Source organism: Streptomyces torulosus (genome assembly GCF_001419765.1).
In the GTDB taxonomy this organism is placed as follows: domain Bacteria; phylum Actinomycetota; class Actinomycetes; order Streptomycetales; family Streptomycetaceae; genus Streptomyces; species Streptomyces torulosus.
In genome coordinates this window covers 221-1,334 of record NZ_LIRK01000916.1, presented here as the reverse complement: position 1 = coordinate 1,334, position 1,114 = coordinate 221, and the positions used below count along the sequence as shown (strand labels likewise).

Annotated in this window: 1 protein-coding gene and 2 pseudogenes; all 3 read right to left on the bottom strand. The window is 73.1% G+C overall.

Going from position 1 to position 1,114, the window contains the following annotated elements; translation table 11 throughout:
* Positions 1-188, bottom strand: a 188-nt coding sequence (locus tag AOK23_RS42465; RefSeq protein WP_157878328.1) for a response regulator, incomplete at its 3' end; no start/stop codon positions are given.
* A pseudogene (locus tag AOK23_RS51210) lies at positions 185-832 on the bottom strand (sensor histidine kinase); the annotation flags it as partial. The pseudogene AOK23_RS51210 and the gene AOK23_RS42465, both read right to left, overlap by 4 nt.
* Before the next feature lie 2 nt (positions 833-834).
* Positions 835-1,114: pseudogene (locus AOK23_RS52190) on the bottom strand (sensor histidine kinase); the annotation flags it as partial.

The window sequence follows — 1,114 nt, the reverse complement described above, 5'->3', positions numbered from 1 at the left end:
CCGTCGGTGCCGGGCATCCGGATGTCCATGAGGACCACGTCGGGGCGGTGGACGCGGACGAGGTCGACCGCCTCCCGACCGTCGGCGGCCTCGCCGACGACCTCCAGGTCCGGGCACGAGTCGATGAGGATGCGGAAGGTGGCCCGCAGCAGGGCCTGGTCGTCGGCGAGCAGCACGCGAATGGTCATGAGGTCGGTCCGCCTTCGAGCTGGGGGGTGCGGGCGCGGGGGCGCAGCGGAAGATCGGTGGTGACCTCGAAGCCGCCCTCGGGTCGGTGGCCGGCGCTCAGGGCGCCGCCGACCGACTGGGCGCGCTCACGCATGCCGATGAGACCGAAGCCGCGGCAGTTGTCGAACACACTGGCGGGGGGAGCGGTGCCGCCGCCCTCGTCGGTGACCGTGATCGTCAGATGCGACTCCCGGTAGGCGAGGCGGATCCGGGCCGCGTCCGCGTCGGCGTGCTTGCTGACGTTGGTGAGGGCCTCCTGCACGATCCGGTACGCGGTCAGGTCCACGCCCGGGTCGAGCGGCCCCGGCGGGCCCTCCGTGGTCATGGTGACCGTGAGGCCCGCGGACTCGCACGCGGCGACCAGGTCGGGGAGCTGGTGCAGGCCGGGGGTGGGGGCGAGGGGCGCCTCCGGGTCGTCGGGCTGGCGCAGCACACCGACGGTGGCCTTCAGCTCCCGCAGCGCCGACGACGTGGTGGCGGTCAGGTCGGTGAGGATCCGGTGGGCCTGCCCGGGATCGACGCGGGTGAGGTGCGCGGCGGTGCCCGCCTGCGCGTTGGCGAGGGCCAGATGGTGGGCGACCACGTCGTGCAGGTCGCGGGCGATNNCGCGCCGCACCTGGGTGGCCTTGCCCATGGCGAGGGGCAGCAGCAGCCAGAAGACGGGGCCGATCGTCCGGATCAGCAGGGAGAGGTGGTCCATGGAGTCGGCGTACACCGCCGCGAGCGTCGTCGCCCCGATGGTGGTGAGTCCGTAGACGCGGGTGGTGTTCCGGTCGGTCTGGGTGGACAGCCAGTACAGGCCGCCCATGACCGGTGCCAGCAGCAGGGGGGTGACCAGATAGCCGAGGGCGACCGCGACGATCGTGCACAGCGCCGTGATGACCAG